This window comes from Cupriavidus respiraculi (assembly GCF_914271545.1).
GTDB lineage: Bacteria > Pseudomonadota > Gammaproteobacteria > Burkholderiales > Burkholderiaceae > Cupriavidus > Cupriavidus respiraculi.
Window position 1 is genome coordinate 331,480 of sequence record NZ_CAJZAH010000002.1, and the last position, 26,059, is coordinate 357,538.

Sequence of the window (26,059 nt, forward strand, 5' to 3'; positions counted from 1 at the left end):
GTCCGGGGCCGTTTGACGCTCGGGGTGTCTCATTTTGGGCGGAGTGGCTGCCGGGGCCGGTGAATCGCCTGCCGAAACCCTCGGCCGGCGAGGCACCGTGGACCAACGCCCTACCCGGCCGCCGCGCGTCCGCCCGGCAGTCCTTCCAGCACCCGCTCGATCTCCACGGAATCCTGCATCCGCCGGATCGCCGCATGCAGCTCGCCCGCCTGCGGCCACGTCCGCTTCAGGTAGCTCAGCCACAGCTTGACGCGCCCATGCTCATGGCAGGACGAGATGCGCGCGTGCAGCTTGGCAAGGTAGTCGGAGATCTGGCGCACCACCAGCGGCCATTCCCCGGCCGATGGCGTGGCGTCCATCGTGCCCCGGATACGCTGCGCGAGGAAAGGGTCCGAGACCGCGCCACGGCCGATCATCACATCCGCGCAGCCGCTGACCGAGCGGCAGCGCTCCCAGTCCGCGACTGTCCATACCTCGCCGTTGGCGATGACCGGCACATCGACCTCGGCGGCAATGCGCGCGATCCATTCCCAGTGCGCCGGCGGCCGATAGCCATGGTCGCGGGTGCGCGCATGCACCACCAGCGAGGCGGCGCCGCCCTCGGCCAGCGCGGTCGCGCAGTCGATGGCCAGCGACGTGTCCGAGACGCCCAGCCGCATCTTGGCGGTCACCGGGATGGGCGCGGGCACGGCCGCGCGCACGGCGGCGACGATGCGGTTCAGCAGTTCGGGATCGGTCAGCAGCATGGCCCCGCCGCCGTGGCGATTCACCACCTTGGCGGGACAGCCGAAGTTCAGGTCGATACCGTGCGGCGACAGGGCCGCGGCAAAGGCGGCATTGCGCGCCAGCCATTGCGGATCGCTGCCCAGCAGCTGGATGACCATCGGCGTGCCGCTGCGGGTAAAGCCGCCGTCGAGAACTTCCGGGGTATCGCGCTCGTAGACCCGCGCCGGCAACAGCGATCCGGTGATGCGGACGAACTCGGACACGCAGCCGTCATAGCCCCCCGTGCTGGTCAGCACGTCGCGCAGCACATAGTCCGCCAACCCTTCCATGGGGGCGAGAAACAGGCGGCTCATGGCCGACCCGCGCACGGCGGCGGAAAAACCAACGGCATAGGGGATGGACGCGGTGAAGGGCGAACGCGAAGCACGCCGGGCCGGCCGGCCCCGACCGGAAACGGCCGGGATCGCCGGAACGACCGCGATTCTACTCTGAAGGCCCGTGGGGGGCGGACCGATGATACCGGGCCACGGCGGGTGACCCGGCTGGCGCTACGCGTTACTTCTTCGTATTGTCCGGATTGAACGGAAACGTCCCGAACATATTCTTCGCCTGGCTCTGCATCTGTTCCTGCATCTGCACGAACAGGTTCTTGCTCTGCTCGATGTAGTTGCTCATCATGCCCTGCATCATCGGGGCCTGCATGTTCATGAACTGGGACCACATGTCAGGGCTGAACGCCTCGCCCGAATACAGGCCCTTGGAGTTCTCGGCGAGCTTGTTCTGGATATCGATGAAGGCCTGGATATTCTTTTCCAGGTAGGTACCCATCATGCCTTGCATGGCATGGCCGTAGAAGCGGATGATCTGCGACAGCATGGCGCTGGAGAACATCGGCACGCCGCCGGTTTCTTCTTCCAGAATGATCTGCAACAGGATGCTGCGGGTAAGCTCGTCGCCCGACTTGGCATCGATGACCTTGAATTCCTCCGAATCCATCACGAGCTGCTTGACGTCCGCCAGGGTGATATAGGTACTGGTCTGGGTGTCGTAGAGCCGGCGATTCGGATATTTCTTGATCAGTCGCTCAGCGCCTTTCTTGGTGGTGGCCATCGGTGCTCTGTCCTTATGTGGTGCGGTGACGCACGCTATTGCACTCTGCTGCATCGCACGCTGTGCGGTGCGCAAACCCCCAACGGCTCGCGTGGAAAGAGCCCCGCCGGCGTGGCAAGGCGGGGTTTCGTCGCGAGGCGTTGTTTCACGATGCGCTGCGATGCAGGCGGCCGTGGATTGACCGCCGTGGCAGGCTGGTTCGCGTATGCCCGATATTGGTGCCGCTCGGGCCGCTATCCTGATTCTATGCTCAACAAAGCACTGTGAAAAGCCGCGGGCCGCTAAGGAAAACCCGCAGCAATTTCGCTTCGCGCGGGCATGCCGGCAAAAGATTGGCGGGCCCGCAGGCCCGCCAGTCAGGGTCATGGCTCGCTTGTGCGACGCGCCGAACGCGCCGCAGCAAGCGCGGCATGCGCGCCCCGCGTCAGCCCATATGCAGGCCGCCGTTGAGCGAGAAGTCCGCGCCGGTCGCGAAGCCCGATTCCTCCGACGCCAGCCATGCGCAGATCGACGCAATCTCCTCGGGCTGCCCCAGGCGCTTGACCGGAATGGTCCCCACGATCTTGTCCAGCACGTCCTGGCGAATCGACTTGACCATGTCCGTGGCGATATAGCCCGGGGACACGGTATTGACCGTGACGTTCTTGGTGGCGACTTCCTGCGCCAGCGCCATGGTGAAGCCGTGCAGGCCCGCCTTGGCGGTCGAGTAGTTGGTCTGCCCGAACTGGCCCTTCTGGCCGTTGACCGACGAAATATTGACGATGCGGCCGAAGCCACGGTCGACCATGCCGTCGATGACCTGCTTGGTGACGTTGAACAGCGACGTCAGGTTGGTGTCGATCACCGCGTCCCAGTCCGCGCGCGTCATCTTGCGGAACACCACGTCGCGCGTGATGCCGGCATTGTTGATCAGCACGTCGATCTCGCCGACCTCGCTCTTGACCTTGTCGAAGGCCGCCTTGGTCGAATCCCAGTCGGCCACATTGCCCTCGGAGGCGATGAAGTCGAAGCCCAGGGCCTTCTGCTGCTCCAGCCACTTCTCGCGGCGCGGCGAATTGGGGCCGCAGCCCGCGATCACCGTGTAGCCTTCCTTGGCCAGGCGCTGGCAGATGGCGGTACCGATGCCGCCCATGCCGCCGGTCACGTATGCAATGCGCTGAGTCTTGGTCATATCCACTCCTTTGAGTCTTTGTTATAGACGCCGGCGCGGAGCCCCTCCAACGGCCGGCACACCCCTCATTGACGCTCGACCGCCAGCGCAACGCCCATGCCGCCGCCGATGCACAGCGACGCCAGGCCCTTCTTCGCCTCCCGGCGCTTCATTTCGTGCAGCAGGGTCACCAGAATGCGGCAGCCCGACGCGCCGATCGGGTGGCCAATGGCGATGGCCCCGCCGTTGACGTTCACCTTGGAGGTGTCCCAGCCCATCTGCTGGTGCACGGCCAGGGCCTGCGCGGCGAAGGCCTCGTTGATCTCCATCAGGTCCAGGTCGTCCACGCTCCAGCCCGCGCGCGACAGGCAGCGCTGGGACGCCGGCACGGGTCCCATGCCCATCACCTTCGGGTCCACGCCGGCATTGGCGTAGGCGCGGATCGTGGCGAGCGGCGTCAGCCCCAGTTCCTTCGCCTTGGCAGCGGACATCACGACCACCGCGGCGGCACCGTCGTTCAGGCCGGACGCGTTGGCCGCCGTGACGGTGCCCGCCTTGTCGAAGGCGGGCTTCAGGCCGGACATGCTGTCCAGCTTGGCGCCATGGCGCACGAACTCGTCCGTCGCGAATGCCACCGGGTCGCCCTTGCGCTGGGGAATCATCACCGGAACGATTTCCTCGTCGAAGCGCCCCGCCTTCTGCGCGGCTTCGGCCTTGTTTTGCGAGCCCACCGCGAATTCGTCCTGCGCCTCGCGCGTGATGCCGTACTCCTTGGCCACGTTTTCGGCAGTGATGCCCATGTGGTACTGGTTGTAGACGTCCCACAGGCCGTCGACGATCATCGTGTCGATCAGCTTGGCGTCCCCCATGCGGAAGCCGTCGCGCGAGCCCGGCAGCACGTGCGGCGCCGCGCTCATGTTCTCCTGGCCGCCGGCCACCACGATCTCGGCGTCGCCTGCCATGATGGCGTTGGCGGCCAGCATCACGGCCTTCAGGCCCGAGCCGCATACCTTGTTGATGGTCATGGCGGGCACCATGTGCGGCAGCCCTGCCTTGATCGAAGCCTGGCGGGCGGGGTTCTGCCCGGAGCCGGCGGTCAGTACCTGGCCCATCAGCACTTCGCTGACCTGTTCCGGCTTGACCCCGGCGCGCTCCAGCGCGGCCTTGATCACGATGGCGCCCAGCTCGGGCGCGGGAATCTTGGCCAGCGAGCCGCCGAACTTGCCGACCCCGGTGCGGGCGGCGGAAACGATGACGACGTCAGTCATTGCAATGTCCTTTCGAAAGAGTCTGGATGTTCGCTGAAGGTATCGATGCTTGGATCGTTATTCGGACGCGTGCCTGGATCAATTGCCCGCGCACCGTGTTTGGTACTGCGTTGCCCCGGTGTCGGCGCGAACGAGGCGGCCCGGAGTGGACAGCGATACGGAGGGCCGGGTTCCATCCGTCCAGCTCTGTGTGGGCCTGGCCGGAGGCGCGCCGCTCCCCGGCCGCGCCCTATGCCTTGGCCTTGACGTACCGTCCCGGCGCCGGCTCGATGACCGGGTAGCGCTTGCTGCCATATCCGGTCGGCGCGGCCTTCCTTGCACCGCCCTGCTTGCCCAGCCATGCCAGCCAGTCCGGCCACCAGCTGCCGGGCTGCTCCTGCGCCCCGCCGAACCACTCGTCCGCGGTGGGGGCGATGTCCTCGTTGATCCAGTGCGAGCGCTTGTTCTTTTTCGGGTGGTTGATGACGCCGGCGATATGGCCCGACGCGCCCAGCACGAAGCGCAGCTTGTTGTTCAACAGCGCGGTGGACGCATAGGCGGCCGTCCACGGCACGATATGGTCCTCGCGCGAGCCGTACACATAGGTCGGCACGTCGATGGCGCCCAGGTCCACCGGCGCGTCGCACACGGTCAGCTTGCCCGGCACCTTCAGTTCGTCCTGCAGGTAGGTGTGGCGCAGGTACCAGCAGTACCACGGCCCCGGCAGGTTGGTCGCGTCGCCGTTCCAGAACAGCAGGTCGAACGGCACCGGCGCCTTGCCCTTCAGATAGCTGTCGACCACGTAGTTCCACACGAGGTCGTTGGGGCGCAGCGACGAGAAGGTGTTGGCCAGCTCCAGACCGCGCAGCAGGGCCGGCGGAGCACCGGCGCCGCCGCCGATGGTGGCCTCGCGCAAGGCCACGTGCGCCTCGTCGACGAAGACATCCAGCACGCCGGTGTCCGAATAATCCAGCAGCGTGGTGAGCAGCGTCAGGCTGGCCACCGGGCGCTCGCCCCGCGCCGCGAGCACGGCGAGCGCCGTGGCCAGGATGGTGCCGCCGACGCAGAAGCCCAGCGCGTTGATCTGGTCCTGCCCGCTGATCTCGCGCGTGACCTCGATGGCGCGGATGGCGCCCTCGCCCACGTAGTCGTCCCAGGTACGCGCGGCCATCGACATATCCGGATTGCGCCACGAGATCATGAACACCGTGTGGCCCTGCTCGACGACGTACCGCACCAGCGAGCTCTCGGGCTGCAGGTCGAGGATGTAGTACTTGTTGATGCAGGGCGGCACCATCAACAGCGGACGGGCATGCACCTTGTCGGTCAGCGGCTTGTACTGTAGCAGTTGGAAGTACTCGTTCTCGTAGACCACCGCACCTTCGGTCACCGCCACGTTGCGGCCCACCTCGAAGGCGGACTCGTCGGTCTGCGAGATCTTGCCGCGCCCCATGTCCTCGAGCATATGCATCATGCCCGTGCGCAGCGATTCGCCGCCGGACTCGATCAGGCGCTTCTGCGCCTCGGGGTTGGTGGCGAGGAAGTTCGCCGGCGACATGGCCTCGACCCACTGGCTCACCGCGAAGCGGATGCGCTGGCGCGTCTTGGCATCGGCCTCCACCGCGTTGGCCATATCGTTCATGGCCCGGGCGTTGAGCAGGTAGAAAGCCGCGGCGAAGCGGTACGGCGCGTTGCTGCGCCAGGCCTCGCCGGCGAAGCGGCGGTCGGCGAGCGGCACGCCCTCGCCATTGCCGCCCTCGGCCATGCTGCGCCACAACTGCGTGAAGTCGTTCAGATAGCGCTGCTGGATTTCCGCCAGCTGCGCGGGCGCGATCTTGAGCCCTGCCAGCGGCGCGCCGCCAATCCCGTCGAATCCGGGAACGTTCGGTATGCCGGGGAAATTTGCCATGCTGCCGGGCATCGGCGCGATTGGCGGCATGGGCGGCATGCCGCCTTGCGCGGACGCACCGAAGGCCTGCGCGGCCGCCTGGGCCTGACGGGTCCATTCCAGCCATGTGGCTGGATCAAGTGGCCCCGGCGGAGTTGAAAACGGTTTGGACTTGTCTTCCCGAGCGGAAGCTGCCGCGCCTTTGCCGGTCGCCATGATGTTCGTCTCTCTGCCGTGTGTATATGCGGGCTGCCCATGGACACATTGCGTCGTGACCACGCAACCGTCTCGCCAAGGACAACCGGAAAACCCGCCGCGCTGACTCCCTCGGCTGGTGAGGTCATGCGGTATGCTTGCCCAACGCTATCGAATGGCGCCAGACAACGCAGGATTTACAACGTTCGAGACCATTGTTGCCTCGCTATGTCTGGCCTGTCAATGCGGAATCGCGCGCGAGGGGAAATCTGCCGCGAACGCCGCCCGGCGCGGCCCGCGCGCCGGCGGGCAGCATGCACGACAAGGATGAAACGAAGATGTATATCGTGGCGATCGGCTGGATCTACGTCGCGCTGATGATGGCCATTACCGAGCATACGGTGGTCGCCGGCGTGGCGACCTTCCTGTTCTACGGCGTGGCGCCCGTCGCCCTGCTGCTCTACATCATGGGCACCCGCGGCCGGCGCCGCCGCCGCGCGCAGCGCGAACGCGAGGCGGAGCAGGCGCGGGCCGCGGAGGAGGCGCTCGGCCCCGGGCCCGACCCGCGCTAAGGCCCTACGGCTGCAGCCAGATCAGGCTGGCCATGCGCCCCGTGGTGCCATCGCGCCGGTACGAATAGAACGATTCGGCCTCGGCCACGGTGCAGCGGTCGCCGCCGAAGACCTGCGTGCAGCCCGCACGGGCAAGGCGCGTGATGGCCAGCCGATAGATATCGGCGAGGTACTTACCTTTCGCGCCCGCGCGGAAGGCGAGCTCCACGGCCTCGCGTTCGCCTGGCAACGCCGCTTCGAGAAATGCCGCCCTTACTTCGGCGCCGACTTCGAAGGCGTCGGGACCGATGGCCGGTCCCAGCCAGGCCAGCCACTCACTGCCATTCCCGCCCGCGGCATGGACGGGCTGGCTCATGCGGTCCAGGGTGGCTTCGATCACGCCGGCGCACAGGCCGCGCCAGCCGGCATGCGCGACGCCGACCACGGTGCCGGCCCGGTCGCACAGCAAGACAGGCAGGCAGTCGGCCGTCATGACCGCGCAGACCTGCCCCGCCGCGCAGGCGATGCTGGCGTCCGCGCGCGGCGCGTCCCCAGCGGGAGCCGCACCGCCCGTATCCGCGGTGACCACCGCGCAGCCATGCACCTGCTCCAGCCACCGCGGCGACGATGGCAGCGCCTCGGCAAGCCGTGCACGATTGCTCGCCACCGCTTGCGCGTCGTCGCCCACATGCGTGCCGAGATTCAGGCCGCCGGGCCGTCCACCGGCGAGTCCATAGGGGCCGCCGCTGACGCCGCCCTGCCGCGTGGTCGACAACGCCCGCACCCGTGCGGGCGCCGGCCACGAAGGAACGATCCAGGCCGGATCAGCGTGCATCGGCGTCCTCCCCGTCGTCCCATTCCTCGTCGTCCCAGTCGTCTTCGTCGTCCGGCTCGGGCTCGCGATCGAAGTCGAGCGCGTCGATGAGCGCTTGCAGATCGGCCGGCGGCGGCGCCTCCCACGACAGGCTCTTGCCGCTGACCGGATGCACCAGGCCCAGCCGATAGGCATGCAGCGCCTGGCGCTCGAACGGCACCGGCAGCGGCGCCTTGATCGCAGGGCGCTGGCCGCGCCGGGTAGCGCGGTGGTAGACCGGGTCGCCCAGCAGCGGATGGCCGATGGACTCGAAGTGCACGCGGATCTGGTGAGTGCGCCCGGTCTCGAGCTGGCACATCACCATCGACACGCTGCCGCGCCCGAGCGGCACCACGCCCAGCGTGCGGAAATGCGTGCGCGAGGGCTTGCCGCTGGACGTATTGACGATGGCCATGCGCGTGCGCTCGCGCGGGTCGCGGCCGATCGGGGCATCGATGGTGCCTTCGTCCGGCGTCTCGCCCCAGACCAGCGCCAGATAGGTGCGCTTGACCGTGCGGGCCTGCAGCTGGCGAACCAGGTCGGTCTGCGCGGTCAGCGTGCGGGCCACGACCATCAGCCCCGAGGTCTCCTTGTCCAGCCGATGGACGATGCCGGCACGCGGCAGCGCGGCCGCCGCGGGATAGCGGTGCAGCAGCCCGTTGAGCACGGTGCCGCCCCAGTTGCCGGCCGCGGGATGGACGACCAGCCCGGCCGGCTTGTCGATCACCAGCAGCGCCGCGTCCTCGTGGATGACTTCCAGCGGCACGGGCTCCGGCGCGAACGCCAGCGATTCGGGCTCGGCCTGCGGCTGCACCTCGATCCGCTCGCCCATCTGCACCGCATCGCGGGCGCGGCGGACCTCGCCGTCCACGCGTACCGCGCCGCTCTCGATCCACTGCTGCAGGCGGCTTCGGGAGAATTCGCTCAGGACCCGCGCGAGCAGCTTGTCCAGGCGCTCTCCGTGGGAGGCGCTGTCGACTTCCAGCACCACGGGAACCATGTCATGGGGAACGGCTGGCGTGGCGACCTCGTCCACGAGCTCGTCGAATTCGTCGATATCCGCCTGAACGGGCGCCTGGCGCGCGGCCTCGCGTGCGATGCCCCGGGTAGAGGGGTCGGCCGCGGGATTTGGTGGGCTATAATGCTTGACGCTATTTTTCATCCGGATTACGTTGCCCATGCAATCGATGAGCATGAAGCGCGCTGATTGGCGCGCAAGAGTTGGAGCGATTCTGCTCGCGGGCGGCTGCCTCATGCTGTCGGCATGCGGCCTGCTGTCAGAACAACCCGACGAGACCGCGGGCTGGTCGGCGAACAAATTATATTCGGAAGCCAAGGATGCCCTGGACGGGGGCGACTATACCCGGGCCGTGAAGCTGTACGAAAAGCTCGAGGGCCGCTACCCCTTCGGCCGCTTCGCCCAGCAGGCGCAGATCGACAGCGCCTACGCCAGCTACAAGGACGGCGAGACCGCCGCGGCGCTTGCCTCGGTCGACCGCTTCATCCAGTTGCACCCGAATCACCCCAATGTCGATTACGCCTACTACCTGAAGGGGCTGATCAACTTCAACGACAACCTGGGCTGGCTCGGCCGCTTTTCCGGCCAGGATCTGAGCGAGCGCGACCCGAAGGCAGCCCGCGCCGCCTACGACGCGTTCAACACGCTGGTGACCCGCTACCCGGACAGCAAGTACACCCCGGACGCCACCGCCCGCATGCAGTACATCGTCAACTCGCTGGCCCTGCACGAGGTCCACGCGGCGCGCTACTACTACCGCCGCGGTGCCTACCTGGCCGCGGTGAACCGCGCACAGCAGGCGCTGAAGGACTATGACGGCGCGCCGGCCAACGAGGAAGCGCTGTACATCATGATCCGCTCGTACGACGCGCTCGGCATGAAGGACCTGCGCGACGATACCGCCCGCGTGATGGAGAAGAACTTCCCGGACAGCGACTTCGTCAAGTACGGCGCCCGCCGGAAGGAAAAGGCGTGGTGGAACGTATTCTGATGTGCGCCGGCTGCCGGATTCTCCCCGGCGCCTGACAAGCAAAAAGCCCGACTTCGGTCGGGCTTTTTGCTTCTCGCCTGCGGCCGCATGGCCTGCGGCGCTTATTCCGCCTCGGGCTCCCCTGCGGACGCTGGCGCCGGAGTGGCGCCGCCATTCAACTCCCGCAGGAACGACACCACCGTTTCGGCCTCGCGCGTCCGCTTGAACGGCGGCAGGCTCTGCCAGATCTGGCGGCCATAAGGCTTTTCCACCAGCCGCGTATCGCAAATCACCAGCACGCCACGGTCCGTCTCGGAGCGGATCAGGCGCCCCGCGCCCTGCTTCAGCGTGATCACGGCGTGCGGCAGCTGGTGCACGGCGAACGGGCTCAGGCCCTTTTTCTGCAGCACCTCCATGCGCGCGGCCAGCACGGGGTCGTCGGGCGGGGCGAACGGCAGTTTGTCGATGATGACCAGGGACAGCGCCTCCCCGCGCACGTCCACCCCCTCCCAGAAGCTCTGGCTGCCCACCAGCACCGCGTTGCCCAACTGGCGGAAGCGGTCCAGCAGCTCGGTGCGGCTGGCCTGCCCCTGCACCAGCAGGGGCAGCTCCAGAGCCCGCTCGGCGAAGGCGTCATAGAGCATATCCGCCGCGCGCTGCACCGCGCGCAGCGTGGTGCAAAGCACGAACGCGCGGCCGCCCGCCGCCTCGATCAGCGGCAGCGCGGTCTCGACCACGGCCTCGGTGAACTGCGGCGACTGCGGGGCCGGCAGATCGCGCGGCACATAGAGCAGGCCTTGGTTCGCATAGTCGAACGGGCTGGGCAGCGACAGCGAACGGTCCTTGTCCAGCCCGAGCTGCGCGGCGTAGTGCGCGAAATTGCCCTTGACCGACAAGGTGGCCGAGGTGAATACCCAGGCGCGCGGGTGGCCGGCGCGCTGGCGCGAGAAGATGGGGGCGATGGAAAGCGGCGTCCTGTGCAGCTGCACGGTATGCGAGAACACCTCGACCCAGCGCACGGTCTCGGCCACCGCGGGTGCGGCGGCGGCGGCCGTGGCGCTCTGCCCGGCGTCATCGCCGGCCCCGCCATCGGCGCCCACCAGGTCGTCGGGCACGGGTTCGGGCGCCGCCGTATCGGTGCGCCAGGCGGCAAGGCGCTGCTCGATCTCGACGGCGCGGCGATGGCACTGCTCCAGCGATTCCGCGCGTTCGGCCTGCGTTTCGAGCAACGCCACGAAGTCGCCCAGCGCCTTGTCCACGGCTTCGAGCGTCTCGAAGAACGGCTCGCGGATGCGCTTGTCGGCCTCGATCTGGCTGACGGCGAGCCGCACGTTTTCCTTGCCGAAGGCCAGGCGCAGATCGCGCGCGGCGCGCTCCAGCGGCGCCGCGATGCCGACCCAGTCGGCGGCATCGCGCGCATGCGACAGGCCTTCGGCGACGGTATCGCGCGCCAGTTCGAGCAACTGGCTGGTGGAGAGGCTGTCGCCGAAGAACAGCGTCGCGGTATCGGGAAGCTGGTGGGCCTCGTCGAAGATCACGGTGTTGGCGGCCGGCAGCAGTTCCGCCATGCCGGTATCGCGCAGCACCACGTCGGCGAAGAACAGGTGATGGTTGACCACCACCAGGTCGGCCTGCTGCGCTTCCTTGCGCGCGCGCATCACGAAGCAGTCCTTGTAGTGCGGGCATTCCGCGCCGAGGCAGTTGTCCCGCGTCGAGGTCACCAGTTGCCAGACCGGCGCGTTTTCCGGCACGGCCGACAGCTCGGCCTTGTCGCCCGACGTGGTGACCTTGGCGAAGCGCTGGATATCGCGCAGCCACGCCGCGTCCTGGCGCGACGCCAGGCGGGCGTTCACCTGCGCGCGTTCGAGGTGGTAGTGGCAGACGTAGTTGGCGCGGCCCTTGAGCAGCGCCACCGAGACCGGCACGTTGAGCGCCTTGCGCACGGTCGGGATGTCGCGCAGATAGAGCTGGTCCTGCAGGTTCTTGGTGCCGGTGGACAGGATCACCTTGCCGCCCCACAGCATCGCCGGTACCAGGTACGCGAAGGTCTTGCCGGTGCCGGTGCCCGCCTCGACGATCACCGTGTCGTTGTGCTCGATCGCACCGGACACCGCCTCGGCCATGCGCGCCTGCGCGTCGCGCGGGCGGTAGCCGGGAATGCCCTGCGCCAGCGTGCCGCTCGGGGCGAAGATCTTCGCGAGCTCGGCGGCATGGGCCGCCACGGTCGCCGCCGCGTCGGCGGATACGGGCGGCCGCACGGGCCCGGCCGCGCCGGCCGTCGGAGCCGCCGGGGCCGGCGCACTGGCGGGTGGCGCCGCGTCGGCGTCATGGGTGGCGCCGGTCGCGGCGGAAGTGAGTTCGGAGTCGGACAAGGGGGACTTTGTTGCGGACCGCATCGGGGCGGCCCGGGCGCTTGCGCGCTAAGGTGTAACGAACGAAGTGGGCGGTCCCGGGGCGGCGGGACGCGCGGCTCAGGCCGGCACGTCGGGCTCGACCTGCAGTTGCAGCAGCGTGATGGCGTCCTTGAGCTTGAGCCGGCGCTTCTTCAGCCGACGCAATTGCAGCTCGTCATGGGTGGGATCGGCCGACATGCGGTCGATCAGATAGTCCATGTCGCGGTGCTCGATCTGCAGTTCGATGATCTGCCGCTCCAGCGTATTCAAATTGTCATCCATAGGCCTTCCTCCATGGCCGTGCGCCCGGCGTTGCGGCGCTCAGAAGCCAAAGGGACGCGGCGACGAAGCCGAACCCTGGTTCTTCTCCTGCGCCTTGGCCTTGCGCTCCTCGACCGCCTTGCGGCGCTCCTCGGCTTCGCGTTGCTTGGCCTCGAATGCCCTGGCGTTCTCTTCGCGCTGCCGGGCCTGCTGCGCGCCCTGCTCCTGGGCCTGCCGCTTGCGCGCCTCGAACTCCGCCTGCTTCTGGTCGTATGCCGCCGCGTTCGCGGCGCGCTGCGGGGCGTCTGCCTGGCGCTGCGCATCGCGCAGCTGCTGCTCCTGCTGCTTGCGCTCGAACGCCTCGCGATTGGCCTGCTCCTCGGCCGCGCGCGTGGGCTGGCTGGCCTCGTACTCAGCGCGGCGGATGGCCTGCTCGCGGTCGCGGGTCTCGGCGCGGAACGCCCGTTCGGCATCGCCGACCTCGAGCTCGCGCTTGCGCAGCGTCGCCAGTTCGGCGCGCTGGATTTCCTTGGCGTCGTCGATGCAGCTGGTGACGAAGAACTTGCTGTAGCACGCGCGCTCGGCCACCGCGAAGCGGTAGTTGGTCCACGCGCGCGAATCCCGGATGGCCTTGCGCTCGGCCTCGAAGTCGCGCCCTTCGCCGGCGGCAGCGGCCAGGGGCGCGGCGGGCGCATCGCCCGGGGGCGCGGAGGCCTGGGCATGGGCCGGTGGAAGCGCGAGCAGCGCCAGCGCCATGGCGGCCGCCATCGCTACCACGCCCGCCAGGGCGCGCCGCGGGCGCTGGCCGGAGACCGGCGAAACCACGCCGGACACGGCGCGCGGGGGCGAAAAAGTGGCCGCGGCGGCGGCCTGGTGGGGCTGGGCGATCATGGCGCGATTCTAGCACTCGGGCATGGGCGCCGCCCCGCATGGCCGGCGGATCGTTGCCGATTTGGCGGGGCTGGCGCTTGTGGCAAAATGCCCCGCTTTCGACCGACCGTTTCCCCGATGTCCAACCTGCCTGCTTCCGTCACGCAAAAGATCGTTTCGCTCATCGCGGCCGAGCTGTCCGTCCAACCCCGCCAGGTAGCGGCGGCCATCGAGCTGCTCGACGAAGGCGCGACCGTGCCCTTCATCGCCCGCTACCGCAAGGAAGTGACCGGCAACCTCGACGATACGCACCTGCGCACGCTGGAAGAGCGGCTGCTGTATCTGCGCGACATGGAAGAGCGCCGCGCCGCGATCCTGGCCTCGATCGAGGAACAGGGCAAGCTGACGCCGGAGCTGCGCGCCGCGATCGAAGGCGCGGAAACCAAGCAGACGTTGGAAGACCTCTACCTGCCGTACAAGCCCAAGCGCCGCACGCGGGCGCAGATCGCGCGCGAATGCGGGCTGGAGCCGCTGGCCCAGGCGCTGCTGGCCGACCCCACGCTGGACCCGCAGGCCGAGGCGGCGAAGTTCGTCAACGGCAAGCCCACCGCGGACGGCGGCGTGCCCGACGTCAAGGCCGCGCTCGACGGCGCACGCGACATCCTCTCCGAGCAGTTCGGCGAGACCGCCGAGCTGCTGGGCAAGCTGCGCGAGCACCTGTGGTCCAACGGCGTCGTGACCTCGACCGTGATGGACGGCAAGGAAACCGCCGAGGAAGAGAAGTTCCGCGACTACTACGGCTACAGCGAAACCATCCGCACGATTCCGTCGCACCGCGCGCTCGCCCTGTTCCGCGGCCGCAATGCCGGCGTGCTGATGGTCAAGCTGGGCCTGGGCGAGGAGCAGGACGCGCTGGTGCCGCATCCGTGCGAGGCCATGATCGCCCGCCATGTCGGCATCCAGAACCTGAACCGCCCCGCCGACAAATGGCTCGGCGATGTGTGCCGCTGGTGCTGGCGCGTCAAGGTGCAACCGCACCTGGAGACGGAACTGCTGACCCAGCTGCGCGAGACGGCCGAGAGCGAGGCCATCAAGGTCTTCGGCCGCAATCTGCACGAACTGCTGCTCGCCGCGCCGGCCGGCCCCAAGTCGGTGATGGGCATCGACCCGGGCATCCGCACCGGCTGCAAGATCGCCGTGGTCGATGCCACCGGCAAGCTGCTCGATACCGCCACCATCTATCCGCACGAGCCGCGCCGCGACTGGAACGGCTCGCTCGCGACGCTGGCCCGGCTGGCGAAACAGCACAATGTGGCGCTGGTCTCGATCGGCAACGGCACCGCGAGCCGCGAGACCGACAAGCTGGTGCAGGACCTGATGCGCCAGGCGCCCGAGCTGAAGCTGACCAAGATCGTCGTCAGCGAAGCGGGCGCATCGGTCTACTCCGCGTCCGAGCTGGCGGCCAAGGAATTCCCGGAACTGGACGTGTCGCTGCGCGGCGCGGTGTCGATCGCGCGCCGGCTGCAGGACCCGCTGGCGGAACTGGTCAAGATCGATCCGAAGTCCATCGGCGTGGGCCAGTACCAGCACGACGTGAACCAGCGCGAGCTGGCGCGGGCGCTGGACGCGGTGGTGGAGGACTGCGTGAACGCGGTCGGCGTGGATGTGAACACCGCATCGGCGCCGCTGCTGGCGCGTGTCTCCGGCCTGAACAGCGTGCTGGCGCGCAATATCGTCGACTTCCGCGACGCCAACGGCGCCTTCCCCAACCGCGAGGCTCTGAAGAAGGTGCCGCGGCTCGGCGACAAGACCTTCGAGCAGGCGGCGGGCTTCCTGCGCATCAACACCGGCGACAATCCGCTCGACCGCTCGTCGGTCCACCCCGAGGCGTATCCGGTGGTCAAGCGCATCCTCGACCATATCAAGAAGGGCCTGACCGAGGTGATGGGCAACCGCGAGGCGCTGCGCGGCCTCTCGCCCGCGCAGTTCACCGACGAGGCCTTCGGCCTGCCCACGGTGCGCGACATCCTGTCCGAGCTCGAAAAGCCGGGCCGCGACCCGCGCCCCGAGTTCAAGACCGCGACGTTCCAGGAAGGCGTGGAGGACGTCAAGGACCTGCAACCCGGCATGGTGCTGGAGGGCGTGGTGACCAACGTGGCCGCCTTCGGCGCGTTCGTCGATATCGGCGTGCACCAGGACGGCCTCGTGCATATCTCCGCGCTGTCGAACAAGTTCGTCAAGGACGCGCACGAAGTGGTCAAGGCCGGCCAGATCGTCAAGGTCAAGGTGATGGAGGTGGACGTCAAGCGCAACCGCATCGGCCTGACCATGCGGCTCGACGACGAACCGGGACAGTCGCCGGCGCGCGCGCCCGGCGGCGACCGCGGGGCCAATGGCGGCGCGCGCGCCGGCAAGGGCTTCCAGGGTGGCGGCCGCCGCGAGCCGGAACCGGCCGGCGCGATGGCCGCGGCATTCGCCAAGCTCAAGCGCTGACGCGTCGGCGCCCAATGGCCGAAGGGCTGAGTCCTGCTCTCGCAGGCTCAGCCCTTCTTGCTTTCGGAACGGCGCGCTCAGGCCGCCATCGCGCGCCGCTCGTCGTCGGTCAGTTCCGGGCCATCGAGCGTGACGCGCGAATGGTCGTGGCGGAACTTGTTGATGATGGGCTTGAGCTCGTCCTTGACATGAGCCTCGCTATAGCCGTTGAACAGATGTCCCAGCAGGCCGCGGCGCAGGTCGCTGGTGCCCATGAACCAGTCCGCGATCGGGAACGTCAGGTTCATGTTGTACTTCATCATGATGCCCATGTTGTGGTGCGCGGTGTGATGGCGGCGGATGGTGTTGATGAAGGGCACGTTGCGCACGAACCAGTTGTCGTGCACGTGGCAGCAGTAGTGGAAGGTCTCGTAGACCAGGTACTGCGCCACCATGGTCATGAATACGATATAGCCGGCATTGGCATTGAAGATCACCGAAGCCAGGTAGCCGAGCGCCCCGCCCCCCACGCCGAGCGTGGCCAGCACGCGCCACGGAAAGAACACGATGCGGAATTCGCGCGTGGTGTCGATGGTCGGTTCCTCGTCGGTGAAGTACTGGTGATGCTGGCGCGTATGGCGCTCGTAGATGGCGCGCAGCGCGAACACGTCGACCTTGCGGTGCATCACATACCGGTGCATGAACCACTCGACGAAATTGCCGGCGAGGAACACCGGCAGCACCAGCGCCCACTCCCACGTCGGCGCCTGCAGACGGGTAATGGCGTAGTACAGCGCCGCGGCACCGACGCCGTAGATCACGACGATATGCAGCAGGCCGTTGTAGAGCGGGCTGATGTCGGCCTTGTACTGTTCCCGGAATTTGCGCTGGCGTTCGGTCATCATGGCGGTCTCCTGATTCTTGGTGATACGTAACTAATATATTAGTGGGATACAGCATGATGTCAAGGCACGATTTTGCCTTGGCGCGCCGCGCGCGCACCGCACGAAAGAGAAAGGCCCCTGGCAAGCCAGGGGCCTTTCATCGTTGGCGGGGAGCCATGCGGGCTAGTGCGAGACCTCTTCCAGCGACTTGCCCTTGGTCTCTACGCCGAGTACCAGCACCGCCACCGCCGCCACGCCGAACGACAGCGCGCCGAGCGTGAACACCCCGCCCTGCCCGGTGACCGGCAGCAGCACGCCGACCAGGAACGGCCCCGCGAGCGACCCGATGCGGCCGATCGACGACGCGAAGCCGGAGCCCGTGGCCCGGGAACGCGTCGGATACAGCTCGGGGGTGTAGGCATACAGCACGGACCACATGCCGAACATGAAGAACTGCATGCAGAGCCCCGCCGCGATCAGCTGCTCCACGGGCAGGCGCAGCGCCGCGGCCTGTCCGTAGGCGTAAGCGGCGACGGCGCTGCCGATCAGCATCAGCGCGCAGGTCGGCTTGCGCCCCCATTTCTCCAGCAGCCAGGCCGAGAACAGGAAGCCCGGGATGCCGGCCAGCGAGATGTAGATGGTGTACAGCACCGACTTGGTGACCTCGTAACCGGCCTGCTGCAGCAGCGCGCCCAGCCATGAGGTCAGGCCGTAGTAGCCCAGCAGCGCGAAGAACCACACGGCCCACAGCATCACGGTGCGCTTGGCGTACGGCCCGTGCCACAGCTCGGAGAACAGCGCCTTGCGCGGGCGGCGCGCCGACACGGGGAAGTCGTCGGCCACCGGAGGCAGCGGGCGTCCGCTGGCGCGCTGCACCCGCTTCTCGATGTCCGCCATGATGGCGTCGGCCTCGTTGCGGCGACCCACCTCCTCGAGCCAGCGCGGGCTTTCGGGAACGCGCTGCCGCACCACGAACACGAAGACCGCGGGCACGGCCAGCGCGATGAACATGCCGCGCCAGCCGATATGCGGCAACAGCACGTAGGTCAGCGCGCCGGCGGCGATAAAGCCGATGGGCCAGAACCCTTCGAGGATCGCCACATACTTGCCCCGGCTCTTCGCCGGCACGATCTCGGAAACCATCGACAGGCCGATGGGAAACTCCATGCCCATGCCGAAGCCGAGCAGCACGCGATAGAGCATCAGCGCGGTCACGCTGTCCGCCAGCCCGCACATGAGACTGCCCACGCCCCAGAAGATCATGCTGACCTGGAATACCGGCTTGCGTCCGAAGCGGTCGGCCAGCATGCCGGCGGAGGCGGCGCCCAGGAACATGCCGAGAAAGCTGGAACTGGCCAGCAGCCCCGCCTGCGCCGCCGTCAATCCGAACTCCGCCTTGATCGAGCCGAGCACGAACGTCATCAGGCCGAGATCCATCGAATCGAAGAACCATGCGGTGGCGATGATGCCGAACAACGTGCGCTGATAGCCCGTCATGGGCAATCGTTCCAGCCGGGCTGCGATCCCGGCGTCCAGCCTGAGGCTGCCTGCCGACATATCCATGCTTGTCTCCTGTAAGGGTATGACGGCTTCCCTGTCGGCCGCTTGCTAATATGTTAGTTGCATCGCAGAAGCATTCAAGTGATAAACATTACTCCCCGGGAAAACCCCGAAGATGCGATGCAGGGCCGAAGGCCCTGCCCCCTGCATCGCCTCCGGCTCATGCCGCGCGCCGGCCTTCCCCGCCGGCCCCGGCCAGCGTGCCGCCCCAGGCGTTGCGGATGATGGCGGCGTAGCGCGACGGAACGTCGGCCACAGGAAACGCCTTGGCCAGCCTCGCCACGCCCAGCGCGTCGGAGGTCAGGCGCGGCAGTTGCGCCTCGCCGATGCCGAATGCGGCCAGATCGCCGGGAATGCCGAGCTCCTCCACCAGCTCGCGGATCACGACCGGCAGCCGGCGCACGGCCAGCGCCTCGTCGGCGTCCGCGATGCCGAACAGCCGCGCGACGTCGAGCAGTTCGCCGTGGCGCTCATGGCGCAGCGCGTCCAGCACATACGGCAGCACCACCGCATTGGTACTGCCGTGGGACTGGTGCGTGATGCCGGCCACGCCGTAGGCGATGCCGTGCACCGCGTTCAGGCCCGCGCTTCCGTACGACAGGGCCGCATAGAGGCTGGCGTAGGCCATGCCGATGCGGGCCTCGGTATCGGCGCCGTCGCGGTAGACCCGCCGCAGAAAGGTCGCGCACAGCCGGATCGACTCGCGGGCGAACAGCATGGTCAGGCCATTGCGGCCGCTGTAGCCCGGGTCCGGGTTGCCGGCCCGGTCGCAGGCCGCTGAATCCTGCGTCAGGTACGACTCGACCGCATGCGTCAGAGCATCGATGCCCGCGTCCGCGGTGACGCGCGGCGGGCAGGTGTAGGTGAATTCCGGATCGATCACGGCGATCGCCGGGCGCAGCCGGTTGTCCATCACGGCGATCTTGGTGGCATTGGCCGGATCGACCAGAATCGCGCCCGGCGTGGCTTCCGATCCCGTGCCCGCCGTGGTGGGCAGCGCGACCAGGGGAAGGACCGGCGTGTCCCGGCCGATGCCCGCCGCGAAATCGCCGATCGGCCTGCCCGCGGGCAAGGTCAGGCACAGCGCCTTGGCCAGGTCGATATTGCTGCCGCCGCCGAGCGCGATGACATGGTCCGGTGTGCGGCCGCCGAGTTGCGCGCGCACCGCCGCGGTCGCCGCGTCGCACAGCGTGGTGGTCGGATCGGCCATGCCGCCGTCATGGACCAGCGTATCGATGTCCAGCGCGCGCGCCGCCGCCAGGTACTCGTCCACCCAAGGCGTCCGTCCGGTGAAGAAGGTATCGGTCACCAGCACACCCGTGCGGTATCCCAGCCGATGCAGCAGGGCGGGCAGCCCACCCCGCGTACCGGGACCGACGACGAGGCGCCCGGGGGCGCAGAAAAAGACCTGATCTTCGATTCTCATTGGGACTCCTGGTGGGCAATGGATCCGGCGCGAGCGACGGGGCACAGATGGGGAAGACGCGCGGCGAACGCCTCGGCGACCTGCCGGGTGTGGGTCGAAAGAATGCCGTGGCCCGCATCGGGCAGCATCGCCAGCGTCGCGTTGGGCAGGCCCGCCGCCAGCGTTCGCGCATGCGCGGCCGGGCAATCCTCGTCGCGCTCGCCATGCAGCACGAGCGCCGGCAAGGCAATGCGGGGCAGCAGTCCGCGCTGGTCGGTGCCGCGCAATGCCTGCCACGTCCATGCCACGGTGGTGTGGTCCGCGGCTTCCGCCAGTCCGAGCCTGCGCTCGCGCTCGGCGATCTCCCGCAACAGCACGGTCTCGTCGGTGGCACGGAACCACGCCACCGCATCCAGCCGGGGGGTGCCGGACAGCAGCGCAAGACCGCAGGGCGCGTGCAGTCGCGGCTCGCTCATGCAACGCGCGGCATAGGCGAGCGCGACGGATACGCCCATGCTCCATCCCGCCAGCACGAAGGGACGCCCGCCGGTCTCGGCATCGATCACGTCGCGGAGCATCCGGGCATAGCTGTCCAGCGTGCAGGCGTCACGCGCCGGCGGCGGCGGCGCGTTGCCCCGCCCCCACAGATTCGGCAGCACGAAGGTGCATTGGCTGCCCAAGGCCTGCGCCACCGGCATCCATGACGCGCGCGTGCCCTGGATCCCATGCAGCGCCACCACCATCACGGGCCCCTGCCCGGCACGTACGACGTCCATCATTGTCTCCTTGTCGCGCGCCCGCCGGGCGTGAGACGTTGCTGTCGCCTTCTGATATATTAGTTGAATAATAGCAGCAGGCGGCACGATGGCAATCAAGGAATCGGCGATGGTGGATGGGAGGCCGGATGGGCGGCCGGAGGCGGTGATGGCGTCATATACAATCGGTATTCCGCGCACTTCACCGAACGCAATGACTGGCAAGACGGCAATCCGCAGCAAGGCAGCCCGCGACGACACGGCCGACGAGACGCCCGGCCAGCGCGGACGATTGACCGACCTCGCGTACGAGCAGATCGAGGAAGCCATCATTACGCTGCGGCTGGCTCCGGGCTCGTCGCTCTCCGAATTGCAGCTGAGCGAGATGACCGGCATCGGCCGCACGCCGATCCGCGAAGCCATCCAGCGACTCGCCCGCGAACACCTGGTGGTCGTGCTGCCGCAACGCGGCCTGCTGGTGCCGCCGATCGACGTGGCGAAGCAACTGCGCCTGCTGGAGACGCGGCGTGAAGTCGAACGGCTGATCTGCCGCAGCGCGGCGCGCCGGGCCAATGCGGAGGAACGCGCCCACTTCAAGCGGCTGGCAACGGAATTCGCGCAGGCGGGCAAGAGCGGCGACGACGTGTCCTTCGTGCGCGCCGACCGCGAGTTCAACGAGCTATGCCTCGCGACGTGCCGCAACGAATTCGCCGAGGGCGCGATGCGGCTGATGCACGGGCTGTCGCGGCGCTTCTGGTACCTGCACTACAAGGAGGCGGCGGACCTGCCGCAGATGGCCAAGCTCCACGCCAATGTGGCCGCCGCCATCGCCAAAGGCGATATCGACGGTGCCGGCAAGGCGCTGGATGCCCTCCTCGACAATATCGAGGACTTCACCCGCGCCACGGTACTGGGCGACCGGCGCTGACCCGAGTGCGGGTGGGCGGCGCGACCCTGCGCGCCGCCAGGGAACTCAGATCTCGACCTTGGTGCCCAGCTCGACGACGCGGTTGGCCGGAATGCGGAAGAAGTCGGACGGCTTGGCGCCGTTCTGATGCATCCACGCGAACAGCGTCTCGCGCCACATCGACATCCCCGGCAGCTTGGACGGAATCACCGACTCACGGGCGATGAAGAACGACGTGTCCATCAACTCGAATTCCATGTCGAGCATGCGCTTGGACAACTCCAGCACGCGATGCACGTCCGGCGTTTCCTTGAAACCGTATTCGGACTTGAGGATAAAGGCCCCGCCGCCGAGATCCTGGCAGCTCAGGCGGTGTTCGTCGTCGACGTAGGGAACGTCGCGCGTGACGAAGTTGAGAAAGACCACCCGCTCGTGCAGCACGCGGTTGTGCTTCAGGTTGTGCAGCAGCGACACCGGCACGAACTCGGTGTTGCCCGTCAGGAACACCGCGGTGCCCTCCACGCGGTGCGGGGGATGCGACAGCAGGCCCGCCATGAACGGCTCCAGCGGAATGCCCTCCTCCAGGCTGCGCGCGCGCAGCAGCTTGCGCCCGCCGTGCCACGTCATCAGCAGGAAGAACGCGAAGCTGCCGAGCAGCAGCGGGAACCAGCCGCCCTCGGCGATCTTGAGCAGATTGGCCGAGAAGAACGCGAAGTCGATCAGCAGGAAGGCGCAGCCGGCGGACACGAAGGCGACCGGATGCCATTTCCAGACATTGCGCATCACCACGATGGCGAGGATGGTCGTGATGATCATCGTCGTGGTCACCGCGATGCCGTACGCCGCCGCCAGGTTCTCCGACTTGCGGAAGGCCAGCACCACGGCGACCACCATGGCCAGCAGCGCCCAGTTGATGACCGGCAGGTAGATCTGGCCCATCTCCGCCTCGGACGTGTAGCGGATGCGCATGCGCGGGATGAAGCCGAGCTGGATGGCCTGGCTGGTCAGCGAGAACGCGCCCGAGATCACCGCCTGGGAGGCGATCACCGCGGCGCAGGTCGCCAGCACCACCATCGGGATCAGCAGCGGCTCGGGCACCATCATGTAGAAGGGGTTGCGGGTCGCGTCCGGGTTGCCCAGCAGCATCGCGCCCTGGCCGAAGTAGTTCAGCATCAGGCACGGCATCACGATAAAGAACCAGGACAGGCGGATCGGCTTGGCGCCGAAGTGTCCCATGTCGATATAGAGCGCCTCGGCGCCCGTCAGGACGAGGAAGACCGCGCCCAGCACGATGAAGGCCTGCAGCGAATGTTCGTACAGGAACAGGATGCCGTAGTGCGGGCTGATCGCGCGCAGTATCTCCGGCGACAGCAGCAGATGGTAGATGCCCAGGCCGCCCAGCGAGATGAACCACATCAGCATGATGGGGCCGAACAGCTTGCCGACCGAGGAGGTGCCCCGGCGCTGCAGCAGGAACATCACCAGCAGGATGGTGAGCGTGATCGGGATCACGAAATGCGACAGCGCGGGCGTGGCGATCTCGATGCCTTCCACCGCCGAGAGTACCGAGATGGCGGGCGTGATCACCGCGTCGCCGTAGAACATGCACGCGCCGAAGATGCCCAGCATCATCAGCAGCTTGGCCCGGCGCGAGCGGGCCGCGGCGGTGCGCAGGGCCAGGGCCATCAGCGCCAGCACCCCGCCCTCGCCATCGTTGTCGGCCCGCATCACGAACACCACGTACTTGATGGAGACCACCACGATCATGGCCCAGAACAGCAGCGAGATGATCCCGTAGACCGCGTCGCTGCTGAACGGAATGCCGTGCTCGGCGCTGAAGCACTCCTTGAGCGCGTAGAGCGGGCTGGTGCCGATGTCGCCGAACACGACCCCGATCGCGCTGAGCATCAGCGTGCGCATGGTCGGGCTTTCGACGAAGTAGTGGCTGGTGGTGGGTTGTGTCATGGATAGCGCTGAGGGGATGCGGCGGGTTGCCGCATGCATGGCTTATTGCGATGCACAAACGGCCGCCATTCTAGTGGAAGTTCCGGCACCCAGTCACTCGGAAAGTCCGACACAGGAGGATTTTTGCGCCGTGGCAGCGTCGGGAAACGCAAAGGATGCGAGCGAAGGCGGCCGCGGTCAAGCCTGCCGTATGGTGTAGCCGGCGGCGCGCAGAGGCCGGACCCGGGGGTGTCGCCGCGCTGGATGAGTTTTTTGGATCACTTTTTCAGAGACCGAGATAGCGATCCAGCGCCGCCGGGCTCTCCCTCAGTTCGGCCGCGGCGCCGGTCATGACCACCAGCCCCTTTTCCAGCACCACCACGCGGTCCGCGTGCGCCAGCACGGCGCGGGCATTGCGGTCCACCACCACCGAAGCGATGCCGGTATCGCGCACCGCCGCGATCACGGCCCAGATCTCCCGCACGATGCGCGGGGCGAGCCCTTCGGTCGCCTCGTCCAGGATCAGGCAGTCCGGGTTCGTCATCAGCGCGCGGCCGATGGACAGCATCTGCTGTTCGCCGCCCGACAACTGCTGGCCGCCGTGGGACAACCGCTCCTTCAGGCGCGGAAAGAGATCGAGCACACGCGCCTCGTCCCAGTCGCGCCGGCCATTGCAGCCCTTGCGCGCCGCCATCAGCAGATTTTCCCGCACCGACAGGCTGGGAAAGATGCCGCGACCCTCCGGCACGTAGGCCACGCCCATGCGGGCGACCTCGTGCGGGCGCGCTTTGGACGCGTCGCGGCCGGCGACCGCGATGCGCCCCTCGCGCTGCGTGATATGGCCGAGCAGCGTGCGCAGCAGCGTGCTCTTGCCCATGCCGTTGCGTCCCAGCAGGCCCACCGTTTCGCCAGTGCCAACGCGGAAATCGACGCCGCGCAGCACATGGCTGGTGCCATACCAGGCATGGATGCCGGTCGCCTCGATCATGGCCGTCATGCCGCCCTCTCCTTGCAGGCGCGCGGGCGGGCCTCGCCCGCGCCGCCGGTATTGCCGCCGGTAGTACCGCCGGTATTGGCCCCGATGTCGCCCTCGGCCGTGCCGTCGTCCTCCCCCAGATAGGCCTGCTGGACCTCGCTGTTGGTGCGGATCGCGGCGGGATCGCCGGAGGCGATCACATTGCCGTTGACCATGACCGTGATGCGGTCCGCCACCGCGAAGACCGCCTCCATGTCGTGTTCGACCAGCAGGATGGCGTGCCCGTCCCGCAACGATTGCAGCAGGGCCAGCATGCGCGCCGATTCCTCGGCGCCCATGCCCGCCAGCGGCTCGTCCAGCAGCAGGGCCACCGGCTGCGTGGCCAGGCACATGGCGACCTCCAGCTGGCGCTTCTGCCCGTGGGACAGGGCCATGGCGGGCAGCGCCGCGCAGGCGGACAGGCCGGCCCGCTCCAGCGCCTCGTCGCCCAGCGCGCGGCTGGTGCGGCAGGCCTGGGCGCTCTCCCACAGGCGCCACGCGCGCTGCGCGCGCGATTGCGCGGCGAGGCGGCAGTTCTCGCGCACCGTCAGCGGCAGGAAGATGTTGTTGCGCTGGTAGCTGCGCCCCACCCCGGCTCGCGCCAGGCGCGGCTGCGACCAGCCGGTGACCTCGTCGCCGTGCAGGAACAGCTGGCCCTCGCTCGGTGGCAGTTCGCCGGACAGCATGTTGATCAGGGTGGACTTGCCCGCGCCGTTGGTGCCGATCACGGCGTGGATCTCATGCAGATGCAGCGCCAGGTCAACGTCGCCGACCGCCGTCAGTCCGCCGAAGCGGCGCGTGAGCCGGCGCGCGGCCAGTACGGGTTCGCTCATCGCAGCTCTCCCCCGGCATCTCGCGACGGTGCGCCACGATGGCGGCCCGGCGCGCGCATGCCGGCCGTCATGCCCCACAGGCCGACCAGTCCGCGCGGCAGCAGCGCCACCGCGACGATGATGAAGCCGCCCATCAGCAGTTGCCAGTGCTTGGTCATGGTGCTGAACCACTCCGCCAGCAGCACGAAGGAAAAGGCGCCGATCACCGCGCCGGCCAGGCTGCCAACGCCGCCCAGGATGACCATCAGCATCGCGTTGCCCGACTGGTGCCACGACGCGATCTCCGGATTGACGAAGCCGAACTGGATCGCATAGAAGAAGCCCGCCAGGCCGGCGAATCCGCCGCCAACCACGAACGCGCCGAGCTGGTAGCGGTAGGTGGCATAGCCGGCCGCGCGCATGCGCTGCTCGTTATGCTTGATGCCGACCAGCGCATGGCCGAAGCGCGAGCGCAGCACCATCGCGAGCCCGGCCACCGTGAGCGCCAGCGCGCAGAGCACCACCCAGTAGAAGTGCGTGGGATCGTTGATATCGAGCGGGCGGCCGTCGAAGAAGCCGAACTCGGGCCGGAAATAGATATAGGTGCCGTCGCTGCCGCCCGCGATATCGGTGTCATGGAAGATGAAGTACACCATCTGCGCGAACGCCAGCGTGACCATGATGAAGTAGATGCCGCGGGTGCGCAGCACCAGCATGCCCACCAGCAACGCCAGCAGCGCGGCCGCGCCCACCGCCGCGAGCAGCAGCAGCCAGCCGTTGCCCGGCCCCGCCTCGGGGGCCAGCATCGCGGTGACGTAGGCCGCCATCGCGAAATACGCGGCGTGGCCCAGGCTCACCAGTCCGCTGTAGCCGATCAGCAATTGCAGCGACAGCGCGAAGATCGCCATGATCATCACCTTGCTGAGCAGCTCGACATAGAACTTGTCGCTCTCCCCCGTCAGCAGCAACGGCACCCCGGCCAGCACCGCGAACGCCACCAGCCAGCCGATGGTGACGCCCCAGGCGCGGGTAAAGCCCGCCACCTCGCCAGTCCCCGCGCCGGCCGCGCGCAT

At 68.0% G+C, this 26,059-nt stretch carries 22 protein-coding genes; 4 read left to right on the top strand and 18 right to left on the bottom strand.

Going from position 1 to position 26,059, the window contains the following annotated elements:
- Positions 1–110: 110 nt before the first annotated feature.
- The 5 genes from LDO27_RS09040 to phaC form a co-directional block, all read right to left on the bottom strand.
- A complete protein-coding gene (locus LDO27_RS09040) occupies positions 111–1,079 on the bottom strand; it encodes a tRNA dihydrouridine synthase (protein ID WP_224041256.1) in 969 nt (322 codons plus the stop codon).
- A gap of 202 nt (positions 1,080–1,281) precedes the next feature.
- The gene (gene phaR, locus LDO27_RS09045; protein ID WP_222201190.1) at positions 1,282–1,836 is read right to left on the bottom strand and encodes a polyhydroxyalkanoate synthesis repressor PhaR; all 555 of its coding nucleotides are present in this window, start codon (positions 1,834–1,836) and stop codon (positions 1,282–1,284) included.
- A gap of 424 nt (positions 1,837–2,260) precedes the next feature.
- Entirely contained in the window at positions 2,261–3,007 is a 747-nt protein-coding gene (locus tag LDO27_RS09050; RefSeq protein WP_222201191.1) for a 3-ketoacyl-ACP reductase, read from the bottom strand.
- A gap of 65 nt (positions 3,008–3,072) precedes the next feature.
- A complete protein-coding gene (locus LDO27_RS09055; RefSeq protein WP_222201192.1) occupies positions 3,073–4,254 on the bottom strand; it encodes an acetyl-CoA C-acetyltransferase in 1,182 nt (393 codons plus the stop codon).
- Positions 4,255–4,483: 229 nt separating this feature from the next.
- Entirely contained in the window at positions 4,484–6,337 is a 1,854-nt protein-coding gene (gene phaC / locus LDO27_RS09060; protein ID WP_224041258.1) for a class I poly(R)-hydroxyalkanoic acid synthase, read from the bottom strand.
- Positions 6,338–6,654: 317 nt separating this feature from the next.
- Here phaC and LDO27_RS09065 point away from each other — a divergent pair, with 317 nt between their 5' ends.
- Positions 6,655–6,888 carry a hypothetical protein gene (locus LDO27_RS09065; RefSeq protein ID WP_222202261.1) on the top strand — a complete coding sequence of 78 codons (234 nt, stop codon included), beginning with the start codon at positions 6,655–6,657 and terminating at the stop codon, positions 6,886–6,888.
- 4 nt (positions 6,889–6,892) lie between these two features.
- Here LDO27_RS09065 and pgeF read toward each other — a convergent pair whose 3' ends face one another.
- Positions 6,893–7,702: a peptidoglycan editing factor PgeF gene (pgeF, locus tag LDO27_RS09070; RefSeq protein ID WP_224041260.1), complete on the bottom strand. Its 810-nt coding sequence runs from the start codon at positions 7,700–7,702 to the stop codon at positions 6,893–6,895.
- The gene (locus LDO27_RS09075; RefSeq protein WP_224041262.1) at positions 7,692–8,882 is read right to left on the bottom strand and encodes an RluA family pseudouridine synthase; all 1,191 of its coding nucleotides are present in this window, start codon (positions 8,880–8,882) and stop codon (positions 7,692–7,694) included. The genes pgeF and LDO27_RS09075 overlap by 11 nt, the downstream gene beginning before the upstream one ends.
- A 16-nt stretch (positions 8,883–8,898) precedes the next feature.
- Here LDO27_RS09075 and LDO27_RS09080 point away from each other — a divergent pair, with 16 nt between their 5' ends.
- Positions 8,899–9,729 carry an outer membrane protein assembly factor BamD gene (locus tag LDO27_RS09080; protein WP_222201196.1) on the top strand — a complete coding sequence of 277 codons (831 nt, stop codon included), beginning with the start codon at positions 8,899–8,901 and terminating at the stop codon, positions 9,727–9,729.
- 101 nt (positions 9,730–9,830) lie between these two features.
- Here LDO27_RS09080 and LDO27_RS09085 read toward each other — a convergent pair whose 3' ends face one another.
- The 3 genes from LDO27_RS09085 to LDO27_RS09095 all read right to left on the bottom strand — a co-directional run bounded on the left by LDO27_RS09085 (position 9,831) and on the right by LDO27_RS09095 (position 13,253).
- Positions 9,831–12,104, bottom strand: coding sequence for an ATP-dependent DNA helicase (locus LDO27_RS09085; RefSeq protein ID WP_377746956.1), 2,274 nt, complete (start codon positions 12,102–12,104; stop codon positions 9,831–9,833).
- Positions 12,105–12,179: 75 nt separating this feature from the next.
- Entirely contained in the window at positions 12,180–12,383 is a 204-nt protein-coding gene (locus tag LDO27_RS09090) for a DUF465 domain-containing protein (RefSeq protein ID WP_222201198.1), read from the bottom strand.
- 39 nt (positions 12,384–12,422) lie between these two features.
- On the bottom strand, positions 12,423–13,253 hold the full coding sequence (locus LDO27_RS09095; RefSeq protein WP_222201199.1) for a hypothetical protein: 831 nt from the start codon (positions 13,251–13,253) through the stop codon (positions 12,423–12,425).
- A gap of 117 nt (positions 13,254–13,370) precedes the next feature.
- Between LDO27_RS09095 and LDO27_RS09100 the strand changes: the two genes are divergently transcribed.
- Positions 13,371–15,725 carry a Tex family protein gene (locus LDO27_RS09100; RefSeq protein ID WP_224041264.1) on the top strand — a complete coding sequence of 785 codons (2,355 nt, stop codon included), beginning with the start codon at positions 13,371–13,373 and terminating at the stop codon, positions 15,723–15,725.
- A gap of 77 nt (positions 15,726–15,802) precedes the next feature.
- Here LDO27_RS09100 and LDO27_RS09105 read toward each other — a convergent pair whose 3' ends face one another.
- The 4 genes from LDO27_RS09105 to LDO27_RS09120 form a co-directional block, all read right to left on the bottom strand.
- Positions 15,803–16,609, bottom strand: coding sequence for a sterol desaturase family protein (locus LDO27_RS09105; RefSeq protein WP_222201201.1), 807 nt, complete (start codon positions 16,607–16,609; stop codon positions 15,803–15,805).
- 162 nt (positions 16,610–16,771) lie between these two features.
- On the bottom strand, positions 16,772–18,151 hold the full coding sequence (locus LDO27_RS09110; protein ID WP_224041266.1) for an MFS transporter: 1,380 nt from the start codon (positions 18,149–18,151) through the stop codon (positions 16,772–16,774).
- 157 nt (positions 18,152–18,308) lie between these two features.
- Positions 18,309–19,574, bottom strand: a complete 1,266-nt coding sequence (locus tag LDO27_RS09115; protein ID WP_224041268.1) for an iron-containing alcohol dehydrogenase — start codon at positions 19,572–19,574, stop codon at positions 18,309–18,311.
- Positions 19,571–20,329: an alpha/beta fold hydrolase gene (locus tag LDO27_RS09120; protein WP_224041270.1), complete on the bottom strand. Its 759-nt coding sequence runs from the start codon at positions 20,327–20,329 to the stop codon at positions 19,571–19,573. The genes LDO27_RS09115 and LDO27_RS09120 overlap by 4 nt, the downstream gene beginning before the upstream one ends.
- A gap of 193 nt (positions 20,330–20,522) precedes the next feature.
- On the opposite strand from LDO27_RS09120, the gene LDO27_RS09125 reads away from it, so the two are divergent.
- On the top strand, positions 20,523–21,236 hold the full coding sequence (locus tag LDO27_RS09125) for a GntR family transcriptional regulator (RefSeq protein WP_222201205.1): 714 nt from the start codon (positions 20,523–20,525) through the stop codon (positions 21,234–21,236).
- Positions 21,237–21,281: 45 nt separating this feature from the next.
- Here LDO27_RS09125 and LDO27_RS09130 read toward each other — a convergent pair whose 3' ends face one another.
- The 4 genes from LDO27_RS09130 to LDO27_RS09145 all read right to left on the bottom strand — a co-directional run bounded on the left by LDO27_RS09130 (position 21,282) and on the right by LDO27_RS09145 (position 26,059).
- Complete coding sequence (locus LDO27_RS09130) at positions 21,282–23,180, bottom strand: potassium transporter Kup (protein WP_222201206.1); 1,899 nt, start codon at positions 23,178–23,180, stop codon at positions 21,282–21,284.
- 265 nt (positions 23,181–23,445) lie between these two features.
- Complete coding sequence (locus tag LDO27_RS09135; protein WP_224041272.1) at positions 23,446–24,156, bottom strand: ABC transporter ATP-binding protein; 711 nt, start codon at positions 24,154–24,156, stop codon at positions 23,446–23,448.
- Positions 24,153–25,007, bottom strand: coding sequence for an ABC transporter ATP-binding protein (locus tag LDO27_RS09140; RefSeq protein ID WP_224041274.1), 855 nt, complete (start codon positions 25,005–25,007; stop codon positions 24,153–24,155). Before LDO27_RS09140 ends, LDO27_RS09135 begins: the two co-directional genes overlap by 4 nt.
- A complete protein-coding gene (locus LDO27_RS09145) occupies positions 25,004–26,059 on the bottom strand; it encodes a branched-chain amino acid ABC transporter permease (protein WP_224041276.1) in 1,056 nt (351 codons plus the stop codon). Before LDO27_RS09145 ends, LDO27_RS09140 begins: the two co-directional genes overlap by 4 nt.